This is a genomic window from Rossellomorea aquimaris (genome assembly GCF_003315075.1).
GTDB lineage: Bacteria > Bacillota > Bacilli > Bacillales > Bacillaceae_B > Rossellomorea > Rossellomorea aquimaris_C.
Window position 1 is genome coordinate 124,801 of sequence record NZ_QNRJ01000007.1, and the last position, 21,906, is coordinate 146,706.

Consider the following 21,906-nt stretch of genomic DNA (forward strand, 5'->3'; position numbering starts at 1 on the left):
TCTCAACTTCCTTTCATCATTCATTCCTTATTCATAATTCATTCATCACAATTATACCAAAGCCCGTCTCCCAAACAAAAAAATCAGATTGAAAGAGGGTTGAAAGAGGGACGGACCTCAATGGAATGCTGATTTAAAGCGATTTCCGATTAAAATCCGACCGATATAGGAGGTCTATCCCTCCAAATAGAAAGTGGGACGGACCTTGGTGAAATACAGAATCCCCAATTGATAGTATTTCCTAACAATCAGATGCATTTCAAGGTCCGTCCCTCAACACACTCAACACAATATTAGTTAGCTACGATGTTCACTAGTTTGCCAGGTACGGCGATGACTTTGCGGATGGTTTTTCCGTCGATTTGTGTTTTGATTTCATCGTTTTCCATGGCGGTTTTTTCTAGATCCTCTTTGTTCATATCGCGAGGGATCATGACTTTGGCTTTCACTTTTCCGTTCACTTGAAGGACGATTTCGACTTCGTTGTCGACAAGCTTCGATTCATCGAATGTCGGCCATGCTTCGTAGGAAAGCGTTCCTTCGTGACCAAGCTTACTCCAAAGTTCTTCTGTCATATGCGGAGCGATCGGTGCCAGCATCTTAATGAAACCTTCCACATAATTTTTAGGAAGTGTGTCAGCTTTGTACGCATCATTGATGAATACCATCAGTTGAGAAATTCCTGTGTTGAAACGAAGGCCCTCGTAGTCTTCCGTCACTTTCTTAACGGTTTGGTTATACGTTTTGTCCAGGTCACTGTTCGGTGCATCTGTCACCTTAGAGGATAGTGTACCATCCTCCTCGACAAGGAGGCGCCATACACGATCAAGGAAGCGACGGGCTCCGTCCAGGCCGTTTGTGCTCCATGCAATTGACGCTTCCAGTGGCCCCATGAACATTTCATATAGACGAAGGGTATCTGCTCCGTGAGATTCTACCACCTCATCCGGATTCACAACATTCCCTTTTGATTTACTCATTTTTTCATTGTTTTCCCCGAGGATCATTCCTTGGTTGAACAGCTTTTGGAATGGCTCTTTCGTTGGAACTACGCCGATATCATAAAGGAACTTATGCCAAAAACGGGCATATAGCAAGTGAAGGACCGCATGCTCGGCTCCTCCGATATACGTATCCACCGGCAGCCAATTTTCCATTTTCTTCGCATCAGCAATAGCATCTTCGTTATGTGGATCGATATAACGAATGTAGTACCAGCAGCTTCCTGCCCATTGTGGCATTGTGTTTGTTTCACGGCGGCCTTTTTTACCTGTTTCAGGGTCTTCAACATTCACCCATTCACTGATGTTCGCAAGTGGAGATTCACCTGTACCAGACGGTTTGATCTCAGTTGTCTTTGGAAGTACAAGAGGAAGCTCGTTTTCCGGAACGGTCGTTGTTGTACCGTCTTCCCAATGGATGACTGGAATCGGCTCGCCCCAGTAACGCTGACGGCTGAATAACCAGTCACGCAGACGGTACGTTACTTTCTTCGTTCCGATATTCTTATCTTCCAACCATGAAATGGCTTTCGAAATCGCTTCTTCCTTCTGCAGTCCATCAAGGAAACCGGAATTCACATGCTCCCCGTCACCTGTATAAGCTTCTTTCTCAACGTTGCCTCCAGCGACCACTTCCACGATTGGAAGATCGAATTCTTTGGCAAACTCATAATCTCTCTCGTCATGAGCAGGAACAGCCATGATGGCACCAGAACCGTAGCTCATTAGAACGTAATCGGCAATCCAGATCGGGATTTTGCTTCCGTTAGCCGGATTGACCGCATAGGCTCCTGTGAATACACCCGTTTTTTCTTTTGCAAGATCTGTACGTTCAAGATCACTTTTTGACTTGATCTTATCGATATACTCATTCACTTTCGAGCGTTGTTCCTCAGTTGTGATTTTCTCGACGAACGGATGCTCAGGAGCAAGAACTGCATACGTTGCACCAAAGATCGTATCAGGACGGGTCGTGAAGACATCGAATGATTTGTCATGACCATCGATCACAAATTTCACTTCTGCTCCTTCAGAGCGTCCGATCCAGTTGCGTTGCATGTCTTTAATGCTTTCAGGCCAGTCTACATCTTCAAGGTCCTCAACAAGACGGTCGGCATAAGCGGTGATCTTCAGCATCCACTGCTTCATCGGACGGCGCTCTACTGGATGCCCTCCACGTTCGCTCTTCCCATCGATGACTTCTTCATTGGCAAGGACCGTCCCCAGTGCCGGACACCAATTCACGGCAACCTCATCCACATAAGCCAAGCCTTTTTCATAAAGTTTGGTGAAGATCCATTGTGTCCATTTGTAGTAGCCTGGATCTGTTGTATTGACTTCGCGGTCCCAATCATAAGAAAACCCCAGTGATTTAATTTGACGGCGGAAGGTATTAATGTTCATCTCTGTGAATTCTGCCGGGTCATTCCCTGTATCAAGGGCATATTGCTCAGCCGGTAAACCGAATGCATCCCACCCCATCGGATGAAGGACATTATACCCTTGCATGCGCTTCATGCGGGAAAGGATGTCCGTTGCCGTAAACCCTTCCGGATGTCCTACGTGAAGGCCTGCGCCTGATGGATACGGGAACATATCCAGTGCGTAGAAATTGGATTTCCCTTCGTCTTCCGTCACCTTGAACGTTTTATTTTCTTCCCAATACTGCTGCCATTTTGTCTCAACACTTCTATGATCAAAACTCATATTGAGATCCTCCTTTAATTGTCATTCGAAAGGCAGGTGCCTTCCTTTTTTTTAAAAAAATAAAAAAACTCTCATCCCAAATAAATATTTGGGACGAGAGTTTGTATTAACATTCTCCCGCGGTACCACCCACATTAGTGTACGCGCACTCAGCTTCATTCATCCTTAACGCGGAAAACGGCAAGTCTTACTGATGTTCACACTTGCAACTCAGCAGGCGAGTTCATGATGCTTCTGGTTGACTTTCACCACCCGTCAACTCTCTACGACAGAAATCCATCATTACTACTCCTGATCAACGTTTCGATATAGGTAAACAATATATGTATTCACTATTTTAGTGAAAAATATACAGAAGCGCAAGCCTATTGTTGGTTTGCGGATGAGATTATTGCCATTTTATTAAATTCTATGAGATTACAGGTGACACTCACGAGTAATTTTGTCCTCTTTGATGAAAAATCCATCTGTTTCAATCAAAAATCCGGCCGTTATCGAGAAAAATCCAGCCGTTTTGACCAACAATCCGGCCGAAACCGCAGAAAATCCGGCCGTTTTCATTAATTATCCAGCCGATTTACATTTTACACCAAATACAGACTCACCATAAATTGCCGCCATTTCAACTTCACCCAATAAAAGAAACGACCTCCTAAAAGGTCGTTTCTCCTCCTCCTGGCTACTGAACCGTATACCCGCCGTCCAGCACGACTGCCTGCCCGGTAATTCCCTTGGCTGCGTCGCTGCATAGGAACAGGGTATAGAATGCAATTTCTTTGACATCCAGTAATCTTCTCTGCGGTACGAGAGGATAGATGACTTCTTCTATCACTCTTTCAAACGGTATATTGCGCGTTTTGGCAAGGTCCCCCAGCTGATTGCGAACCAGGGGGGTGTCCACGTAGCCCGGACAAACCGCATTCACGGTAATTCCATGCTGTGCCGCTTCCAATGCCGCTACCTTTGTGAGGCCGATGACTCCGTGTTTGGCAGAGTTATAGGCGGCTTTGCCGGAAAAACCGACTAAGCCATTAATGGACGCCATGTTGATGATCCGTCCCGACCCCTGCTCCTTCATGTAAGGCAGGGCATGCTTGATCGCGACAAATGGAGCGGTCAGCATGACTTTTATGAGAAGTTCAAATTTCTCAGTCGGGAACTCTTCAATATGGGACACATGTTGAAGTCCTGCATTATTGATTAATACGTCCAGCTTCCCGTAGTGATCCACCGTTTTAGCGATTGCCTCTTTTAAATCGGATTCCGATGTCACGTCACATCGCAATCCAAGAACTTCATATCCTTCTGCCTTAAGGGCCTCTGAGGCTTTTTGAACGGTGTCTTCCTGCAGATCCGTCAGGACGACTTTTGCTCCATTAGCAGCGAATTCTCTTCCGATTTCATATCCGATCCCTTGCGCTGCCCCTGTTATGAATACAACTTTATTTTCAACCATGATGATACTCCTTTCTTAGATCCCTACGCCAAATGAGAATAAAAGAATCGCTAATGCTAAACCGATAAGTGGGACAATGACGGTTACTGCACCTACCGCGCCATACGCTTCTCCATGTGATTCATTACAGATCGAGCGGATTGTCGTCACGACATATCCATTGTGCGGCAATGAGTCCAGTGCTCCTGAAGATATCGCGACTACCCGGTGAAGGGCTTCAGGATTCACACCCATATCAACATAGTGAGGAGCGAGGATCGGCAATGCGATCGCTTGACCACCGGAAGCTGAACCGGTCATCCCTGCTATCACACTGACGGCGATGGCCCCACCGATCAATGGGGATCCAGGAATATTCGTCATGACATCAACGGCTGTACTGAAGGCTGGAACGGCTTTGGCCACTCCTCCGAATCCAACGACGGCTGCTGTGTTACCGATGGCGATCAATGCTCCAACCGTACCTTCGGAAACCGCGCCCCAGAAGCCTTTAAAATATTTGCGATTCAACACATAAGCCGAAATCACACCACCTAATAAGGCAATGATAAGAGCGGATTGTTTTAAAGAATCGTGGAAAGTGAAAGCCAGGATAAGGACGACTAATAATGGCACCAATCCCATGAACGGATTAGGTAAAGGTCTTCCTTCATCAATGACCGGATCTTCTTCACGTGAATGAAACTTCTCTCCTTTATTGACTGCTTTGGTGATCATACGTTTTAACCACCAGTAGCCAAACACCGCCATAAACACGGCAACGATCAAGCTGACTTCCCAGCCGGCATAGGGTGTCGTCCCCAGATATTCAATCGGGATCCAGTTTTGGATCTCAGGAGAACCTGCAGAAGTCATCGTGAATGTGACCGATCCGAATGCTAATGCCGCAGGAATGAAACGGCGTGGCAGATCCGCTTGTTTAAATAAACTAACGGCCATAGGATAAACAGAGAATGCCACTACAAAGAGACTGACTCCCCCGTATGTTAAGACCGCACAGGCAAGCACAATGGCGAACACGGCATACTTCATCCCCAGTTTTTCTACTACAAACCGTGAGACACTATCAGCAGCCCCGCTGTCTTCCATCACTTTTCCGAAAACGGCACCCAATAAGAACATCAGATACCAGGCAGCGACGAAGCTTGTAAAGCCTGACATGTAGTTTGAAACGAGATTCGCTTCCCCTTCTCCCGCTAACTGCGGAAAGAGCGGCATCCCACTCAACACTGCGACGAATAAAGCCGATATGGGACCAACAATCAATATGTTCATGCCCCTCATCGTTAAAAAGATTAATAAAATGAGTCCTCCAATAAGACCGATCATGCTTAACATGATATTTCCCCCTTTGTTCTCTAAAGATGATCAACACAAAATGAAATCGTTTACATTTTTATCTAACCTTCTTCTCTCCTTTCCATAAAATACTTTCAAATAGAATACATGCAATAATTGTGCCAACTTTCAGATTACTAATCAATCACCCCTTTTCTCATTCATAAAATATAAGAATTCCAGAATTCTGGACAAATCCATCGTTTTAGTCACGAAATGTACATATTTTCACTAAAAATAAAACAGTCCGGAAATATGGACTAATTTCCATATTTCCGGACTGCCGGCACACCCCCATCATAGAAGCTGATATTTATTTAATTTCTCATACAAGCTTGATTTACTTATCCCCAGTGTCTCTGCAACCTTTCGTTTATCGTGCTGATGCGTTTGCAGGCTTTGAGTCAACACGGATTTCTCCGTTTCTTCGAGGATTTCTTTTAAAGTTTTAGAGCCGACATCATAAAGGTTTCCAACCTTCATATAAGAAGGCAGTGACTGAAGAGAGATCCAGCTTTCATTAGACAAATAGGTGGAAGCGTTTATGACATTTTCTAATTCACGCAGATTCCCGGGCCAGCTATAGGAACGAAAAATCTGGATCACTTCGTTTTCAAATCCCTGGATCCGTTTTCCCGATGATTTTGTGGATTTTCCCAAGAAAAAGGCAGCCAAATTCTCGATATCTTCCTTCCGCTCACGGAGAGGGGGAATTTGAAAGGGGACTACATTAATACGATAGTACAGGTCGCTTCGAAATCGTTTTTCTTCCATCATTTTTTCAAGGGGTCGGTTCGTTGCGGCGATGATGCGGACATCCACATGCTGAATCCTTGTAGAACCGACGGCCTCGACCTCCCCTTCCTGTAAAGCCCTGAGAAGCTTCGCCTGCATGTTGAGAGGCATGTCCCCGATTTCATCAAGGAATAGTGTCCCCTTATGAGCCAACTGAAACTTCCCTTTTTTACCACCCTTTTTCGCTCCTGTAAAAGCTCCTTCTTCGTAACCGAATAGCTCTGATTCCAGTAGCTGCTCCGGGATCGCCGCGCAGTTCACTTTAATAAATGGCTGTCCGCTTCTTTCGCTCAGCTGGTGAATACTATGGGCGAACAGCTCTTTACCCGTTCCACTCTCCCCTCTGATCAGGATCGAAATGTCACTGGGGGCAATCATTTGAGCTTTGTCCTTCAATTCATTCATCCCGGGTGATTCACCGATAATATCATTCAGCGTGTATTTCACGCCCGTATTGATATCTTGAATGTAACTTTGAATTTTAGACATCATGTTCTTTACGTGAGAACTCATTTGCATCCATTCACTCGTGTCCCGGAAGATCACAGATCCAAATGCTCCTATCACCTTACCATCCACTCGAATCGGAATTCGATTGGCGATCATATAGTTCCCTTTTATATATTGAAGGTCTGCCACTTCCTCTTTGCCACTATTCGCAACAATATGCATGCGTGTGTTTTCGATGACGTTCGTCACATGTGAGCCAATCGCTTTATTACGCTCAACCTCCAGAAAGCGACAGTAATTGTCATTTATATAAATAATCGTGCCTTCGTCATCAACGACGACCAACCATTCGAAAGCGTTCTCAAGAATGATTTCAATCATTTCGACGGATACCTTTTTTAATAAGCTGCTCATTTCCGTTGCCTCCTCTGTTTTTGAAAGAGAACATATACATCTATAGTAGCACATACACTCACCTTCGTTGCGGAAATGAAAGCGGTTTGCCAATCTTTCAATTACTAGTGGAGAATCGGTTTAAATTATACGGAATTAGGGAAACTTCTTAACAATGAATGGAGGAATGAAAGGATGAAAATCGCAGAACTGAAGATATTTTATTTCGAAGACGATGGAATCATCCCGAACAACCCGGACCTGCCCGTAATCATTTACCGGAATGCACTTGATCATCCTCATGACGCTGAAAAGCTCTTCAACAGAAATCAGTGGCTCAATAGTTGGACAAATGGCATATATGATTATCACCATTACCATAGTAATGCACATGAAGCATTAGGGGTTATGGAAGGTGAGGCAACGGTTCAATTAGGCGGCGAAATGGGCGAGGAAGTGACGATTCATAAAGGTGATGTGATCATCCTCCCAGCCGGGACAGGACATAAGAAATTATCTGCAAGTCCCGACTTTAAAGTCGCAGGTGCCTATCCGAACGGGGATGATTATAATTTAAAAAAAGGTTCATTACGAGAACGCCCAAGTGTTTTAATTGAAATTAAGAACGTTCCGCGTCCATCATTGGACCCTGTGTTTGGAAATACGGGTCCACTCATAAAATATTGGCTCAAGAAAAAGGTTTAACTTAAAAGTTCTGCGTTCAAAGGTTGCGTTTTTATTCGATTTTTCCCATTCCTATTTTTCTATAGTAATGCTTCTTAGAAACGACTATAAATATTTCTAACACTTCCTATAATCTAACTGATTAGATTATTTTTTGTAAAATAGTCTTGTTTTCTTATAAGTCCTATGCTATTCTATTATAGCGATGAGCTGAATTGTGTAAGTCGGGGATCACGTCCTTGTGACAACAAACGATGTGGCGTTTGCTGATCTCTCGCCTCAATTTTTTGCAAGTGGGCTTCCGTAGGAAACGGGAGCCCTTTTTATATGGAGAAACCCCCAATGAATCCTCATTGGGGGCTTCTTTATTGTTGAACCGATACGGGGACTGGGCTTTTCTTTTTCAGCGGACGGTCATATTGACTCGTAATGACTAATGAGACCATGAAGAAAGCGATCAACGTCATAAACAATACCTGCATGCTGAATACGTCCACTAATACTCCTCCGATAAACGGTCCGATCATTCTTCCTCCTGTTGCTGTACTATTGACGATTCCCTGATAGAATCCCTCTCTCCCTTTTGGAGCCAGTGAGTTAGCAATGGTAGGAACAGCCGGCCATATAAGCATTTCACCAATCGTCAGAATGATCATCGCAATGGCAAACCATTGAAATTGATCGGCAGTCGAAGCCACTGCGAACGAAAGCATGAAAATAATCGTCCCAATCATAATCTGAAGCTTTAAATTATGTTCAAAACGCTTGATCACTTTCGATAAAAGTGGCTGTGCAAGCACAATCAATGCTCCATTGATCGTCCACAATAAGCTATATTGTTTCAAGGAAATATTGATTTCCTGGGTGTACGTTGCAATGGTGGATTGCCATTGTACATAGCCCATCCAGCATAATAAATAGGCCACACAAATGAAGAGCAGTGCCTTCAGTTTCGATTTATCCCTTATCACCTTAGACTCATTCAACACGGATGTTTGATGACCGTTAACGGAAATGTTTCGATAACCCAATAAGGCAATGAAGAAAAAGACGATATACATACTAAGATTCGCTAAGAATATATAGTTAAAGGAAAACGAGGCGACGAACCCGCCTAATGCGGCTCCAACGGCAACTCCAATATTTTGCGCCACATAGACGGAATTGAATGCTTTCCGTCCACCTTCAGGCCATACCGAACCTGCCATGGCATACATGGAAGGAAAGACGATCCCTGAGCCAAATCCAACAATGGTCAAAAAGACCACATAGTGAGGCCAGCCATGCCAAATATTCATCCCGATGAGTGCAGTCAAGGTAATCGAAATCCCTACTAATATCGAGCGGTATCCACCAAGCTTATCAAAAAGTGTTCCCCCGATCAGATTTCCGATGACGCTTGCTCCAGCGTTCATCATCAGCACAATTCCCGCTACAGACAGTGATTTCCCTAAATTCTCATGTAGATAAATCGTATTAAGAGGCCATAAAAAAGAGGCACCTGTCACATTCACCATCATTCCAATGACAAGCAGCCATAATGATTTGGGCATGATTCTGCCCCCTTTCCACCATTTTATTTCGAGTCCCAAAAGGATTTTACTCTTTTTTGTGAAAGGGGGCAAGAATTTTTTCTCAAAAATAGATGTCCTTTCTCATAACTAAAAAAACCAGGTGCACGTATGTAAAGAGCACCTGGTTTCTGTCCATTATTTTCCGTTATGATGATCGGATTTAACAGGCTGTCCCTGTTTTTCGTAACGCTTTTTTGCAGCTTTGAGAGGATTGTTTTCAGCCCCGAATTCTGTATCTAAATTACGGAAATCACTGCGGGTCTTTTGTTCAGGGTTTTTTTTATCGGAACGTGTGGTCAATGTAATTTACCTCCTACTACATTTGGATCATGATCTAACAAAATCATCTCATTTTGTAAGGCCTGAAGCTGAAGTCTCATGCGATGCAATTGTTCACGCTGTTGAGAGTTTGCGCTATTGGCCAAATGAGCCACGTCATTTACCGCTTCTTCAAGCTGCTGCATGGCTTGAGTGTATTCCACATCGTGGTAATGCTCTTGCTGTGTCCCGGATTTATATTGTTCTTGAGCGTAACGAATGGCATCTTCACACTTTTGAATGCATTCATCAACCGAATTTCTTGTTGCCATTTCGACTACCTCCTTGACGTATAGAATAAAGAAGAGGAAGGTCCCATCCTTACTCTCCTCCATCTTAGTTTGAACCTGATTGCCCGTTTCAGAAGTGGTAATCTTCACCTATTTTCTCTATGCAGGATACATTTGACCCCGTGTTCATGTTAAAATCTCTTTGAGCCATACATACTTTTTTTATACATTAAAACGTAGGAGGTGTTTGTCATGGAGACAAACCCATTTCCATATGCCACAGATTTAAAACGATATCATACGTGGAACTACCATTTACGAAATCACTTTGGACATAAAGTCTTTAAGGTTGCTTTGGATGGCGGCTTCGATTGCCCGAACCGGGATGGCACGGTCGCCCATGGAGGCTGTACGTTTTGCAGTGTTTCAGGCTCTGGGGACTTTGCCGGAAGCAGGGTCGACTCTTTAGAAAAGCAATTCAATGACATAAAAGGAAGAATGCACAAGAAGTGGAAAGACGGTAAGTATATGGCGTATTTCCAAGCCTTCACCAACACTCATGCACCTGTTGATGTGCTAAAAGAGAAATATGAATCCGTTCTCGGGCAAGAGGGTGTTGTAGGTATTTCCATCGCTACCCGTCCGGACTGCCTTCCTGACGATGTAGTCGAATATTTAGCTGAATTGAACGAAAGAACCTATTTATGGGTAGAATTGGGGCTGCAAACGGTTCACGAGAAAACCGCCGTCTTGATCAATCGGGCCCACGATTATCAGTGCTATGTCGAAGGAGTCAATAAATTAAGAAAACACGGTATACGGGTCTGTTCCCATATTATTAACGGACTTCCTCAAGAAGATGAAGAAATGATGATGGAAACGGCACGTGAAGTGGCCAAACTTGACGTCCAGGGAATCAAAATCCACCTCTTGCATTTGCTGAAAGGAACTCCCATGGTCAAGCAATACGAAAAAGGACTGCTCGAATTCATGGATTTCGATCATTACGTCAAATTGGTCTGCGATCAGCTGGAAATCATTCCACCGGAAATGATCGTTCACCGCATTACGGGGGACGGACCTATCGACCTGATGATCGGACCGATGTGGAGCGTGAATAAATGGAGTGTATTGAACGCCATTGATGATGAACTTAAACGCCGGGACAGCTGGCAGGGAAAATACTATAAAGTGGATGTGAAAGCATGAAATTAGATCGAATCTTACCTTTTGCGAGAGAGCTTCTGGAACGGGCTGTCAAACCAGGAGATATTACAATAGACGCGACACTCGGAAATGGACATGACACCTTATTCCTGGCTCGGTTAGTGGGAGAGAATGGCCGGGTATACGGTTTTGACATCCAAGACGAAGCTATTGAAAACACGAAAGAACAGCTCATCACCCATGATCTTGCCCACCGGGTTACACTCTTTCATCAAGGGCACGAGACAGTAATGAACGTCATTCCTCCATTGCATCACGGGAAAGTGACGGGGGCAGTATTTAATCTTGGATACTTACCGGGCGGTGACAAGGATATCGTTACCCGTCCGAAAACGACGATACTCGCCTTGAATCAAATCCTGGAAATGATGGCACCTGAAGGGATCCTCGTCCTTGTCATTTATCACGGACATCCTGAGGGTGCGGTAGAGAGGGATTACATCCTTCGCTATGTTGAAAGACTGGATCAAAACTATGTTCATGTCCTGAGATACCAATTCATGAACCAGCTGAATAACCCTCCATTTATTGTGGCATTGGAGAAACGATAAAAAAAGCGGAAGGGCTTTGCCTAGAGGCGACAAGCATAAGCTGGACAATATAAATAGGGACGGACCTCGAAAAGGTCCGTCCCTATTTTTTATAATAATTCCTTAGCAATTAATTCAAATGATTTGAGTTTATCTTGAAAATCATGAGTGATGCTGACGAGCATGATTTCATCTGTTTCGTACTGTTCACTGAGTGAAAGTAGTTGTTCTTTCACTTTTTTAGGATTTCCCACGACCATGCGTTTGCGATTTTCCCTCACTCTCATTTCTTCAAATGGGGTGTACTGATAAGCTGCCGCTTTTTCAGGGCTTGGTGTCCCGTTTGAACGCATGCCTTGTTCAATCATTAAGATCGCTAAGTCTATGCTGGATGCGACTCTTTCTGCTTCTTCATCCGTTTCGGCACAGATGGCAAACACGGCTACGATGTTCTTTGGCTCCTTCAGGTATTCGGAAGGAACAAAGTTATTTCTGTAAGCCTGCGTATATTGAGGGCCGCCTTCCCCGTTAATAAACTGGGCAAAGGTATACGGTAATCCTTTTTGCGCCGCCAGCATCGCACTGGATGGACTTGAACCGAGCATCCAAACTTCCGGCATCGTTTCAATGATCGGTGCTGCGGTTAAGCCCTGGTAGGGATGGGTATCCGGTAATGAATCGGTTAAGTACCCCAGCAGATCATCGATTTGTTCAGGATATCGATTGACGTCCCTCGGCTTCCCGTCGTGCAGGGCCATCGTTGCCATCGGCATTCCGCCAGGTGCCCTTCCTAATCCTAAATCAATCCGATTCGGATTCAATCCTTCAAGCAATCGGAAGTTCTCCGCTACTTTGTATGAAGAGTAATGAGGAAGCATGACCCCTCCCGAACCGACACGGATTCTTGATGTATTCTGTGCAAGGTGTGCAATCAAGACCTCCGGTGATGAACCGGCAAGACCCGTTGAATCATGATGCTCGGATACCCAGAAACGTTCAAATCCCAACTTCTCGACCTGCTGTGCTAATTGTACTGTATGATGTAAAGCCTCTTGTGGGCTCATTCCTTCTGAAATGGGTGACTGATCTAAAACACTAAGCTTCAAAATGGACATCTCCTTTAATTGATGTGAGTATTATTATCAATTCAGTAGTAAAAAATGTCCACTAACATGCTTAAAGGGTGACTGCCGGGAAGGCAGTCACCCTTAACTTTCTTATTTTTTGTAGATTAACACTTTACCGACTGTACCGTCAGCACTTTCTCCTGTAACACGGAAATTCAATCCGTAATTTGGTACGTTACGTCCCGCGTCTACCATACCTTTGTTGCTGTAATCCGCACTATCGTCAAATAATGGGTTACGTTTAGTGTGGTTGTCTTTCATCGTGATACCGGTAATACCAGAGTAATCCAAGAACATTTTCTCAGATTTATTCAGGCTGAATGCAGCATCATGAACCTGGTAACGAGTCGATCCAACTGTGCCGTCGCTCCAATAATTTGTCTTTTGGTCTGCATCGACAACACCGACGAATCCATCTCCAGGATGAGCTCCTGTCCAGTTTTCGCTGAATTGTTTGTCAACGTACCATACTACCAGACCACCATCATATTTCATTAAGCTTGCACCACGGCGAATGTTGGCAAGACCTTCATCTACACCGTTGTGGCTGCGCCATTCCAGTAGGTAGTAGTGGTCTGAGCGCTTGATACCGTCGTTTTTCGTGAAGCCGTCTAAATCGAATTTTTCATCGCCTTCAGCGTCATCAAACAATACTTCTTGTCCATTGACCACTACAGATAAATCATCTGCATATAGACCAGGATTTGAAACTGCTCCGTCTGTTACGTACTCAATGGCTACCTCAACTTCTTCTCCTGCATAATCAGACAAATCGAATGAAGCATCTATCCAACCGTCAGAAGAGCCCGTGATACCATTTCCTTCATTAACATCATATGGATCCTCATTTGTAGTAATGTCACTAGCAATAGGCTCACCATTTATTGTTACATATGCATAATCCCAATCTTTCTCGATGTCATACCAAGCTTTGAAATTGAACTCAGCAGATATAGCATTCGTTAAATCAACAGTAGTAGTTAAAGAATTGTGTAAGTCATCTGCACTTCCTGAGAAATACTCATATTCACCGCTTGCCGGCTCATTGATGACTGTTTCTTTTTGTGGAAGATTAACTTTCACTACGTCGTTGTTTGTTCCTTTTGTGTTTGCCTCGTCGAGTAATAGTTCTGTTCCTGCTTTAGTAATGTCTTCTAAATTGGTTTCTTCTCCATCTAACCAGTTCCCTTGAGTACCTTCATTATCCACTACTGCAGAAGACTGAAGCATTTCCTTCATATAAGGACTGAATCCAGTAGGCTGAGTCCCTGGAATATCCCCGGCCCAGCTTCCGCTTGCCATGATGGACCAGTAACTTACCGGTTCACCGGTTCCTGTGTACTGAGTATCGTACTCATCCGGAAGACCTAAATCATGGCCGAATTCATGGGCCATGACACCAACCGCACCATCTTCAGGTTCGATCGTGTAATCGTAGGCATACATTGTTCCAGCGCCCCAATAATCCACTTCAGGTGTCGGAGAACCTGCGATTGGGAAAATACCACCTAAGTTCCAACGATGAGACCAAATTGCGTCTGACCCTATCGATCCACCACCTGCTTCTTCACCCACACCAGAGTGAATAACCATTAAGTGATCAACAAGTCCATCTGGTTCAAGATAATCTCCATCTCCATCTAGATCATATCGATCCCATTGGTCATAATCGGCAATGTTTACGGTTGGATCTGCCGCTGCTGCTGCTAAAGCTTCTTTTACAAGACCTCGAGCATTCACATCATTATCTCCTGCTTCCGGATCATTTCCACCATATGCTGCAGCCGGCTTACTCGCTGTATACCACCCTGCGACTTCACCTTCAACAGAATAGCTTCCACCTGACTGCTGTTCATAATATTGCTTCATGGAAACATAGTTTTTACCATCCGGGCCTGTCCAACCGCCATCACCAAACAACATGTCTTGATAATGCGCTCTTGAATAAGCATCTTCGTCTTCGTAATACATATCCGTTTCATCAGCTGTCATAGAATTATGTGGCTTGTCCGGATAATCAACTAAAAGTACCAATACTTTATCCGTACGCATTTCGCCATCATACGCTTCTTCTTCCACAGAAGCCGGTGCATTCTTCTTAGCTTGTCCAAGCTTATTTCCCTTACCTGAAGTCAAGCTGTTATTCTTCATTTCTTTTTGAAGCTTAGACTTCGCTTCTGCTTCTTCACCATGTAGTTCGCCTTCTTCCGCTTGTTTTTCAGCAGAATCCGCTTTCGCTTTCAGGAACTTTTGCAATGCTTTCTCCGCTTCGGCAGGTGTCGCATTTTGCTTGATCTTGCCTTCTTCCTTCAGCATTTCAATCAGGCGCTCGTCATTCGCAATGCCTAAATCAAAAGGCCCTCCATGTTTATGATCTTGTTTCACCGTCGGCTTCGCTAACACATTTTCAGGCAATGAAGTTGCAGCTGATGCAGGTACAGCAAATGCCCCTACACTTAATGCCGCGACCATGGCCATCGATAATACTTTACGAGATTTCAAACACGTTTCCCCCTCTTGTTATGTACTAAATTTTTACACTAATTAAAATATACTCCATTATTCTGAAAAGTAAATATTTTCAGAATACATTAGTTATTTAGTATTACGAAATAATATATATTTAGATAAATAGTATGATATTTCGCTATATTTAAAATGAGTAAATTGTCATAAATTGAAAGATGTCAACGAATATTATTTGTATAAATATGGTATTAAAGGTCGAATTTAGTATATTAGATACAGACTATAGTTTGATAAAACAGACAGAAAGAGGGACGGACCTTCGAAACTTGTTTCGAAGGTCCGTCCCTCTTTTTCAGGATGTTTTTTTCCGATTTCTCCATTTGCGGTAGATTTTTCCGTTGATGTAGAAGAATCTGGTGATCCAGCCGGCTTGTGCGATGAATTGTTTGGAGAAGGATTGTACTTTTTCTTGTTTGTTTGCCTTGTCGTCTGACAGGTAGACGCCTATGAGTCCTTTGTTGATCAGTCGGTGAAAATGGGCATGGGGCAGTTCATGGGTGTGTTCGTCTGCTTTCTGAAGGAAATGAAGCAGACGCTCCTTTAAATGCTCATCATCCTCGTAATAGAAGCAGAAGTTCAAGTCTCCCCCCTCATGATCCTCATCCTGATCGATGAAGTAATCAAGAAGAATGTGTAAGCCTTGAATGTATGGAAAATATCCATGTTTGATTTTTTCTGTAAAAGATGGTTGAAAATCGCTTCGGCACGCGTATGACACTAAACAGAAGATGCCGAGTGTCGACCCGGAGCAGGCGGAAAACTCGTACCAATTCATTTCCGGAAGGTTCGAACGGTGAGTTTCAAACCAATTCTGCAGCCTTCCCACCCTTTCCTCTTTTTTTACATGTTTATGTATCTGCAAGTCGCAGTAGTATTCACAAAGCTGTATAAGATCCTTTTGGATACTATTATAGTGGGTCAATGATTCAAGAACGGACTGACAGGTAAGCACTAAATCCCTCAGATACCCCCCGTCATCCTGATCGGCCCTCAAAGCATAGTAATTGGCAGGCTCAGCACCCAACGTCAGGGCGTCTTTCATGGATTGATGAAGAAGGGCAAAATCGTCGGGATCCAGGGAAACGCTTCGATCACACAGATTATCCAAATAATCGCTTATGGTTTGATAGGCGACGATAAATCGAATCGTGTCTTCTTTTTTGTCCAGCGCCAGCAGGGAAAGGATCGATCCCCCTTCACAGTGAAACGTTTTATGTTCGATACTGGCAAGGGCCTGACTTCTTAGTTCCTGATTGGGGATCGCTTCTGCCCGTCTCTTCCACTCATCTAATTCTTTATGAACAATCGGAAAAACATTTCGGTATACTCTTGTCATTAACGAAAAGGGATCACTTGGGATCGACACCTTTACCACCTCTTTTACAAAATGTATCCTAGCGCTTTCAAACGACTTTCAATGAAAATCTTCGAGTATTCAAAGATATCTTCTCTTTCAGGTTCATTATAGATTTCATGATAGCATTTCGGCCATTCTTTGTAATGCATTTCAGATAAAGACAGTTCGTTGAACCATTTTTTCACTGCTTTTTTATCGACGATTTTGTCGTCACCGGCCTGCAGCACGAGCAGAGGAACGTCAGGCATTTTTTCCAGGTTTATAAATGCCAGTTTGATTGCATGGGCGAGCTCCCTGTACCAGCGGACAGACACCTTGGTGATATAGAGTGAATCGTTGCTGTCAATTTCACGTACATCTGCATTTCTTGTTGCCATATCGATCGTTAATCCTGATGGAAACTTCACCATGGGAGCGATCTTATTCAAACCGTGGGATAAGAGCTCGATCGGTTTTGAAGGGGTCGTGACCAAGCCTAAACAAGGTGAGGACAATATCACACCTGCCAGGTTCACATGGGATTCCTGAAGCATACGCACCGCAACAAGCCCACCCATACTATGACCAATCACAAATACAGGCAATTCAAATTGATACGCCGCCTGTACCCAATCTTTCACTTCCACTATATATTCATCGAACGAATCAATATGTCCTCTTTGACTTCTTGAAGTCATACCCTGACCCGGTAAATCCCCCATGATGACATGGAAGCCTGCTGCACGCCACATTTCAATGAGCCAACCGTACCGGCCATGATGCTCCATTGCTCCATGAATGATAACGATGACTGCCTTGGCTTCTTGATCTGTTTCCCATTTCCACATGGCAATTCCTCCTTAATAGTTCTCTATGTGAATGAATTCTGCTACCATTATTATAGTAAATATTATTGAAAGGGGTAGTAAAAAAATGCTCTATCCATATTATGATAAAAAACCAATCATCGCCCATTCGGCATACATTGCCGATCATGTGACCATCTCTGGGGATGTGGAGGTCGGTGAAGAGTCCAGCATCTGGTTTAACACCGTCATCAGAGGGGATGTCGCTCCAACGAAAATCGGTAATAAAGTAAATATACAGGATAATTCCATTCTTCATCAGAGTCCAAATAACCCTCTTATTCTTGAAGATGAAGTAACCGTAGGCCATGGAGTGATTCTACATAGCTGCAAAATCAGAAAGAAAGCTTTAATCGGCATGGGGTCGATCATTCTCGATAATGCTGAAATTGGTGAAGGGGCATTTATTGGGGCAGGAAGCCTTGTTCCACAAGGGAAAGTCATTCCTCCCAACACACTGGCATTCGGCCGGCCGGCAAAAGTAGTGAGAGAGTTAAACGAACATGATATTAGCGAAATGAAGCGCATTTCCAGAGAATACGCAGAAAAAGGACAATATTATAAAAGCATCAAACCATTTTAATATCCTATACTTGGGATACCCCAACCAGCCTTTGATTACTCATGGAATTTTTTCATGTGTGACTGGTAAAAAAATTGATGGTTGTCTGCCACTTTCAAGATTCATCTGCCAAAAATCAATTTTATCTGCCGAAATCGAGATTTATCTGCCGATAGACACAGAACATCTCATTTCACTACAATCCACCATCACTAAAAAGACCAACACCCTATAAAAGTGTTGGTCTCTCCTATCTCTATCTTTCCTTATTCGCTTAACGCTTCCGCTTTTATTGCTTCTGCTTTGTTTGTACGCTCCCAAGGAAGATCAATATCGTTACGGCCAAAGTGTCCGTAAGCAGCCGTCTGCTTGTAGATCGGACGACGAAGGTCCAGCATTTTGATGATTCCTGCAGGACGCAGATCAAAGTTATTGCGAACAACGTCAATGAGTACGTCTTCTGATACTTTCCCTGTTCCAAATGTATCAATTGAGATGGATACCGGTTGAGCCACACCGATTGCGTACGCTAATTGAACTTCACATTTGTCAGCAAGTTCTGCTGCCACAATGTTCTTCGCTACATAACGTGCTGCATAGGCCGCAGAACGGTCCACTTTTGTTGCATCCTTACCAGAGAATGCACCGCCACCGTGACGAGCGTATCCGCCGTATGTGTCAACGATGATTTTACGTCCTGTTAACCCTGCATCACCTTGTGGTCCGCCGATAACAAAACGACCAGTCGGGTTGATGAAGTATTTTGTTTGCTCATCGATCAGTTCTTTCGGTACAACAGGATCGATGACATATTCTTTTAAGTTACGTTGGATTTGCTCAAGCGACACTTCAGGGTGATGCTGAGTTGAGATAACGATCGTGTCAATACGAACCGGCTTATCGTTTTCATCATATTCAACGGTTACTTGAGTTTTTCCATCCGGACGTAAGTAAGGAAGAATTTCTTCTTTACGAACTTCAGTCAGACGACGGGAAATTTTGTGAGCAAGGGAAATCGGAAGAGGCATAAGCTCTTTCGTTTCATTACAAGCGAATCCGAACATTAACCCCTGGTCACCTGCTCCGATTGCATCGATTTCTTCATCCGTCATTTTACCTTCACGTGCTTCAAGTGCCTGATCAACACCTTGAGCGATATCAGCAGATTGCTCATCAATGGATGTTAATACAGCACATGTTTCAGCATCAAAGCCATATTTCGCACGAGTGTAGCCAATTTCACGGATCGTTTCACGAACGATTTTTGGAATATCGACATACGTACTCGTTGTAATTTCACCTGCAACAAGAACAAGACCCGTCGTAACAGACGTTTCACATGCTACACGAGCATTCGGATCATTTGTAAGAATTGCATCAAGAATTGAATCAGAGATTTGGTCACAAATTTTATCTGGATGTCCTTCGGTTACGGACTCAGATGTAAACAGACGACGTTTAGTTGACATCAAGGTTCCTCCTTAAGCATAATTGTTAGACTTTAATCTAACAAAACATTAAACAGATACGGTACTCATTTCCCTAAGTAGTATGAAGTAAACATGAATTTTTTATAAGAAAATCATGAATTATGTGCATTTGATCCACTATAAACAGAAAAAACCCTTCCTCGAAAAAAAGCATTAGAGGAAAGGTTTCAGATCATAGCCGCGCCTTTTCTCTCTTATCGTTCAAGGTTCTTAGACCTTGCCTCAGTTTAGCACCTTCGCTTAATCGGATCATTTCAAACAGAAAGGATCCATTCACTATATAGCAGGTTGCTGGGTTTCATAGGGTCTGCTCCCTCCACCAGCTCAGGATAAGAGTATCCGTTCAAGGAACTATGATAACGTTTCGTACAAAGGGTGTCAACTTTTTTTCGAGTGACATGTTTAACCATTCAAGCTTACTCTTTTCATGATTCCAACCTATCTTGCCTCTTAAAATAACCTAATTAGGCAATGAGGCTAAACATTATGATATTTCCTTCATATATATAAGAAGATACAAGCTATATTTGGACAAAAAATGTGACAATATGAAGACACATTATAAAAATGAATAAATAGTATAGACTAATGGTTCAATTGTGTTATACTATTTTTGTGAAGTAAACGAGATCATTAAATTTATATAAAGGAAGGGTTCTAATGAATTCAGTGAGCATGTCTAATGAATTAACAGAATTACTTAACGGTCAAAACATTCAGGAACAATTATCTGTTTCCCAATTAGTTGAAAAAGTCCTTCAACGAAATGAAGGCGTTTTAACATCATCAGGTGCAGTCAGAGCAGAAACTGGTAAATACACAGGACGCTCTCCTAAGGATAAATTCATTGTAGAAGAACCATCCACGAAGGATAAGATTGAGTGGGGTTCTGTCAATCAACCAATCTCTTCAGAATCATTCGATAAACTATATACAAAAGTATTAGATTACTTAAAAGAAAAAGAAGAAGTATTTTCATTCAAAGGGTTCGCAGGTGCTGACCCAAAACATAGACTACCGATTCAAGTGATCAACGAATTCGCTTGGCATAATCTTTTCGCTCACCAATTATTCATTCGCCCTTCAGAAGAAGAGTTAAAGGGTCATCAATCAGAATTCACCGTCGTTTCTGCCCCGAACTTCAAGGCAGATCCAGCAGAAGATGGAACTCACTCTGAAACATTTATCATTGTATCATTTGAAAGAAGAATTGTCTTAATTGGCGGAACTGAGTATGCAGGAGAAATGAAGAAATCGATCTTCTCGGTCATGAACTATGTGCTTCCAGAATCCGATATCCTTTCCATGCACTGTTCTTCAAATGTCGGACGCGAAGGAGATGTGGCATTGTTCTTCGGTTTATCCGGTACAGGAAAAACGACATTGTCCGCAGATCCAAACCGTCGTTTAATCGGCGATGATGAGCACGGATGGTCCCCGAACGGTGTATTCAATATTGAAGGCGGCTGTTACGCTAAGTGTATTGGTCTGACACGAGAAAAGGAGCCTCAGATCTTTGATGCGATCCGTTTCGGTTCTGTCCTTGAAAATGTGGTTCTCGATGACAATTCCCGCATCGCTGATTATGAGGACAACACGTTGACAGAAAACACTCGTGCTGCGTACCCTCTTCAAGCGATGGAAAACATCGTTGAACCAAGTGTTGCAGGACATCCAAATACCATTGTATTCTTAACGGCAGATGCATTCGGGGTATTGCCTCCAATCAGCAAACTGACGAAAGAACAAGCAATGTACCACTTCTTGAGCGGCTATACATCGAAGCTTGCAGGTACTGAGCGAGGAATCACTTCACCACAGGCCACATTCTCGACGTGCTTTGGCTCACCATTCCTGCCACTCCCTGCCACTCGTTATGCCGAGATGCTTGGGAAGAAAATCGATGAGCACAATGCACAAGTATTCTTAGTGAACACTGGTTGGACCGGTGGAGAATACGGTGTTGGTAACCGCATGAAATTATCGTACACTCGTGCTATGATTCAAGCAGCTCTTGAAGGGGAACTGACTCACGTTGAAACAGAAACGGACGACATCTTTGGTCTGAACATCCCTGTTCACGTTCCTGGTGTTCCTGACGAAGTGCTTCAACCAAAGAGAACCTGGTCCAATGAAGCAGCCTATGAAGTGAAGGCAAAAGAACTTGCCCACAAATTCAACGAAAACTTCAAGAAATTCTCAAACGTACCATCTGAAATCGAACTTAAAGGCGGCCCAGCCGTTAAATAGTCTATATAACAAAGGTCCGTCCCTCGAATCGAGGGACGGACCT

18 protein-coding genes, 1 riboswitch and 1 other annotated feature are annotated in these 21,906 nt (G+C 43.5%); of the genes, 5 read left to right on the top strand and 13 right to left on the bottom strand.

Annotated features, from left to right (window positions below):
* Positions 1 to 293 precede the first annotated feature (293 nt).
* The 5 genes from leuS to DET59_RS11485 all read right to left on the bottom strand — a co-directional run bounded on the left by leuS (position 294) and on the right by DET59_RS11485 (position 7,161).
* Entirely contained in the window at positions 294 to 2,708 is a 2,415-nt protein-coding gene (gene leuS / locus DET59_RS11470; protein ID WP_113969820.1) for a leucine--tRNA ligase, read from the bottom strand.
* A gap of 86 nt (positions 2,709 to 2,794) precedes the next feature.
* Positions 2,795 to 3,016, bottom strand: a binding site (T-box leader).
* Between the two features lie 109 nt (positions 3,017 to 3,125).
* Positions 3,126 to 3,269 carry a hypothetical protein gene (locus tag DET59_RS21655; RefSeq protein WP_181778128.1) on the bottom strand — a complete coding sequence of 48 codons (144 nt, stop codon included), beginning with the start codon at positions 3,267 to 3,269 and terminating at the stop codon, positions 3,126 to 3,128.
* Positions 3,270 to 3,387: 118 nt separating this feature from the next.
* Positions 3,388 to 4,164: a 3-hydroxybutyrate dehydrogenase gene (locus tag DET59_RS11475; protein ID WP_113969821.1), complete on the bottom strand. Its 777-nt coding sequence runs from the start codon at positions 4,162 to 4,164 to the stop codon at positions 3,388 to 3,390.
* 15 nt (positions 4,165 to 4,179) lie between these two features.
* Positions 4,180 to 5,502, bottom strand: a complete 1,323-nt coding sequence (locus tag DET59_RS11480; RefSeq protein ID WP_113969822.1) for a GntP family permease — start codon at positions 5,500 to 5,502, stop codon at positions 4,180 to 4,182.
* 297 nt (positions 5,503 to 5,799) lie between these two features.
* A complete protein-coding gene (locus DET59_RS11485; RefSeq protein ID WP_113969823.1) occupies positions 5,800 to 7,161 on the bottom strand; it encodes a sigma-54 interaction domain-containing protein in 1,362 nt (453 codons plus the stop codon).
* 174 nt (positions 7,162 to 7,335) lie between these two features.
* Between DET59_RS11485 and DET59_RS11490 the strand changes: the two genes are divergently transcribed.
* Positions 7,336 to 7,845 (top strand): cupin domain-containing protein, encoded by a 510-nt coding sequence (locus tag DET59_RS11490; protein ID WP_113969824.1) that lies wholly within the window; start codon positions 7,336 to 7,338, stop codon positions 7,843 to 7,845.
* A gap of 344 nt (positions 7,846 to 8,189) precedes the next feature.
* On the opposite strand, the gene DET59_RS11495 is transcribed toward DET59_RS11490, so the two are convergent.
* The 3 genes from DET59_RS11495 to DET59_RS11505 all read right to left on the bottom strand — a co-directional run bounded on the left by DET59_RS11495 (position 8,190) and on the right by DET59_RS11505 (position 9,988).
* The gene (locus DET59_RS11495; protein ID WP_113969825.1) at positions 8,190 to 9,377 is read right to left on the bottom strand and encodes an MDR family MFS transporter; all 1,188 of its coding nucleotides are present in this window, start codon (positions 9,375 to 9,377) and stop codon (positions 8,190 to 8,192) included.
* Positions 9,378 to 9,533: 156 nt separating this feature from the next.
* On the bottom strand, positions 9,534 to 9,698 hold the full coding sequence (locus DET59_RS11500) for a glycogen biosynthesis protein GlgD (RefSeq protein ID WP_113969826.1): 165 nt from the start codon (positions 9,696 to 9,698) through the stop codon (positions 9,534 to 9,536).
* Positions 9,695 to 9,988 carry a YtzC family protein gene (locus DET59_RS11505; RefSeq protein ID WP_113969827.1) on the bottom strand — a complete coding sequence of 98 codons (294 nt, stop codon included), beginning with the start codon at positions 9,986 to 9,988 and terminating at the stop codon, positions 9,695 to 9,697. Before DET59_RS11505 ends, DET59_RS11500 begins: the two co-directional genes overlap by 4 nt.
* Before the next feature lie 210 nt (positions 9,989 to 10,198).
* Between DET59_RS11505 and mnmL the strand changes: the two genes are divergently transcribed.
* Both mnmL and mnmM read left to right on the top strand, forming a co-directional pair.
* Entirely contained in the window at positions 10,199 to 11,155 is a 957-nt protein-coding gene (mnmL, locus tag DET59_RS11510) for a tRNA modification radical SAM protein MnmL/YtqA (RefSeq protein ID WP_113969828.1), read from the top strand.
* The gene (mnmM, locus tag DET59_RS11515; protein WP_113969829.1) at positions 11,152 to 11,724 is read left to right on the top strand and encodes a tRNA 5-(aminomethyl)-2-thiouridylate-methyltransferase MnmM; all 573 of its coding nucleotides are present in this window, start codon (positions 11,152 to 11,154) and stop codon (positions 11,722 to 11,724) included. Before mnmL ends, mnmM begins: the two co-directional genes overlap by 4 nt.
* Positions 11,725 to 11,813: 89 nt before the next feature.
* Here mnmM and DET59_RS11520 read toward each other — a convergent pair whose 3' ends face one another.
* From DET59_RS11520 to DET59_RS11535, 4 genes are all read right to left on the bottom strand, one after another.
* Positions 11,814 to 12,818, bottom strand: a complete 1,005-nt coding sequence (locus DET59_RS11520; protein WP_113969830.1) for an LLM class flavin-dependent oxidoreductase — start codon at positions 12,816 to 12,818, stop codon at positions 11,814 to 11,816.
* A gap of 102 nt (positions 12,819 to 12,920) precedes the next feature.
* On the bottom strand, positions 12,921 to 15,308 hold the full coding sequence (locus DET59_RS11525; RefSeq protein WP_472924302.1) for an immune inhibitor A domain-containing protein: 2,388 nt from the start codon (positions 15,306 to 15,308) through the stop codon (positions 12,921 to 12,923).
* A gap of 343 nt (positions 15,309 to 15,651) precedes the next feature.
* Positions 15,652 to 16,725, bottom strand: coding sequence for a tetraprenyl-beta-curcumene synthase family protein (locus tag DET59_RS11530; RefSeq protein WP_113969831.1), 1,074 nt, complete (start codon positions 16,723 to 16,725; stop codon positions 15,652 to 15,654).
* Between the two features lie 14 nt (positions 16,726 to 16,739).
* Positions 16,740 to 17,543 (bottom strand): alpha/beta fold hydrolase, encoded by an 804-nt coding sequence (locus tag DET59_RS11535; protein WP_113969832.1) that lies wholly within the window; start codon positions 17,541 to 17,543, stop codon positions 16,740 to 16,742.
* An 85-nt stretch (positions 17,544 to 17,628) separates the two neighbouring features.
* Here DET59_RS11535 and DET59_RS11540 point away from each other — a divergent pair, with 85 nt between their 5' ends.
* Positions 17,629 to 18,144: a gamma carbonic anhydrase gene (locus DET59_RS11540; protein WP_113969833.1), complete on the top strand. Its 516-nt coding sequence runs from the start codon at positions 17,629 to 17,631 to the stop codon at positions 18,142 to 18,144.
* Between the two features lie 245 nt (positions 18,145 to 18,389).
* On the opposite strand, the gene metK is transcribed toward DET59_RS11540, so the two are convergent.
* The gene (metK, locus tag DET59_RS11545; protein ID WP_113969834.1) at positions 18,390 to 19,592 is read right to left on the bottom strand and encodes a methionine adenosyltransferase; all 1,203 of its coding nucleotides are present in this window, start codon (positions 19,590 to 19,592) and stop codon (positions 18,390 to 18,392) included.
* 212 nt (positions 19,593 to 19,804) lie between these two features.
* Positions 19,805 to 19,949: riboswitch (SAM riboswitch) on the bottom strand.
* A gap of 324 nt (positions 19,950 to 20,273) precedes the next feature.
* On the opposite strand from metK, the gene pckA reads away from it, so the two are divergent.
* Positions 20,274 to 21,863 (top strand): phosphoenolpyruvate carboxykinase (ATP), encoded by a 1,590-nt coding sequence (gene pckA, locus DET59_RS11550; protein WP_113969835.1) that lies wholly within the window; start codon positions 20,274 to 20,276, stop codon positions 21,861 to 21,863.
* The last annotated feature ends 43 nt before the right edge of the window (positions 21,864 to 21,906 follow it).

Bases quoted from the DNA above. Each gene is read 5' to 3' on its own strand.
- DET59_RS11520 (WP_113969830.1), bottom strand. From the start codon at position 12,818: ATGTCCATTTTGAAGCTTAGTGTTTTAGATCAGTCACCCATTTCAGAA.
- DET59_RS11485 (WP_113969823.1), bottom strand. From the start codon at position 7,161: ATGAGCAGCTTATTAAAAAAGGTATCCGTCGAAATGATTGAAATCATT.
- DET59_RS11505 (WP_113969827.1), bottom strand. From the start codon at position 9,988: ATGGCAACAAGAAATTCGGTTGATGAATGCATTCAAAAGTGTGAAGAT.
- DET59_RS11475 (WP_113969821.1), bottom strand. From the start codon at position 4,164: ATGGTTGAAAATAAAGTTGTATTCATAACAGGGGCAGCGCAAGGGATC.
- DET59_RS11495 (WP_113969825.1), bottom strand. From the start codon at position 9,377: ATGCCCAAATCATTATGGCTGCTTGTCATTGGAATGATGGTGAATGTG.
- pckA (WP_113969835.1), top strand. From the start codon at position 20,274: ATGAATTCAGTGAGCATGTCTAATGAATTAACAGAATTACTTAACGGT.
- mnmM (WP_113969829.1), top strand. From the start codon at position 11,152: ATGAAATTAGATCGAATCTTACCTTTTGCGAGAGAGCTTCTGGAACGG.
- DET59_RS11525 (WP_472924302.1), bottom strand. From the start codon at position 15,308: ATGGCCATGGTCGCGGCATTAAGTGTAGGGGCATTTGCTGTACCTGCA.
- DET59_RS11540 (WP_113969833.1), top strand. From the start codon at position 17,629: ATGCTCTATCCATATTATGATAAAAAACCAATCATCGCCCATTCGGCA.
- metK (WP_113969834.1), bottom strand. From the start codon at position 19,592: ATGTCAACTAAACGTCGTCTGTTTACATCTGAGTCCGTAACCGAAGGA.
- DET59_RS11535 (WP_113969832.1), bottom strand. From the start codon at position 17,543: ATGTGGAAATGGGAAACAGATCAAGAAGCCAAGGCAGTCATCGTTATC.
- leuS (WP_113969820.1), bottom strand. From the start codon at position 2,708: ATGAGTTTTGATCATAGAAGTGTTGAGACAAAATGGCAGCAGTATTGG.
- DET59_RS11480 (WP_113969822.1), bottom strand. From the start codon at position 5,502: ATGTTAAGCATGATCGGTCTTATTGGAGGACTCATTTTATTAATCTTT.
- DET59_RS11490 (WP_113969824.1), top strand. From the start codon at position 7,336: ATGAAAATCGCAGAACTGAAGATATTTTATTTCGAAGACGATGGAATC.
- DET59_RS21655 (WP_181778128.1), bottom strand. From the start codon at position 3,269: ATGAAAACGGCCGGATTTTCTGCGGTTTCGGCCGGATTGTTGGTCAAA.
- mnmL (WP_113969828.1), top strand. From the start codon at position 10,199: ATGGAGACAAACCCATTTCCATATGCCACAGATTTAAAACGATATCAT.